The sequence below is a fragment of the Ciceribacter ferrooxidans genome, assembly GCF_004137355.1.
GTDB lineage: Bacteria > Pseudomonadota > Alphaproteobacteria > Rhizobiales > Rhizobiaceae > Allorhizobium > Allorhizobium ferrooxidans.
In genome coordinates this window covers 1-261 of record NZ_SDVB01000063.1, presented here as the reverse complement: position 1 = coordinate 261, position 261 = coordinate 1, and the positions used below count along the sequence as shown (strand labels likewise).

General features: G+C 62.1%; 1 protein-coding gene. It reads right to left on the bottom strand.

The annotated features are described in order from the left end of the window. On the bottom strand, positions 1-261 hold a 261-nt coding region (locus EUU22_RS01510; RefSeq protein ID WP_500681134.1), incomplete at both ends, for a secretin GspD/PilQ domain-containing protein.

The following is a 261-nucleotide window of genomic DNA, read 5'->3' as shown; positions in this document are numbered from 1 at the left end:
AGGCTGATGCGGCCGGGCGCCAGCACGACAGGACGGAAGTTGAGCTCGATCCCGTAGTTTACTGTGTCGGTCGTCCGGGAAACGGTGGTTTGGCCCGTATCTGCATCCGTGGAGACCTCTTGTTCTGCCGGAAGGCGGAATTCGCCACCGACATAGAACTTGGCGCGCTCGCCCGAAATCGCCGTCAGGCTCGGTTCGGCAAGCGTGCGCATGACGCCCGCCTGCTCCATGGCATTGAGATAGCTGCTGACCGCATAGCTG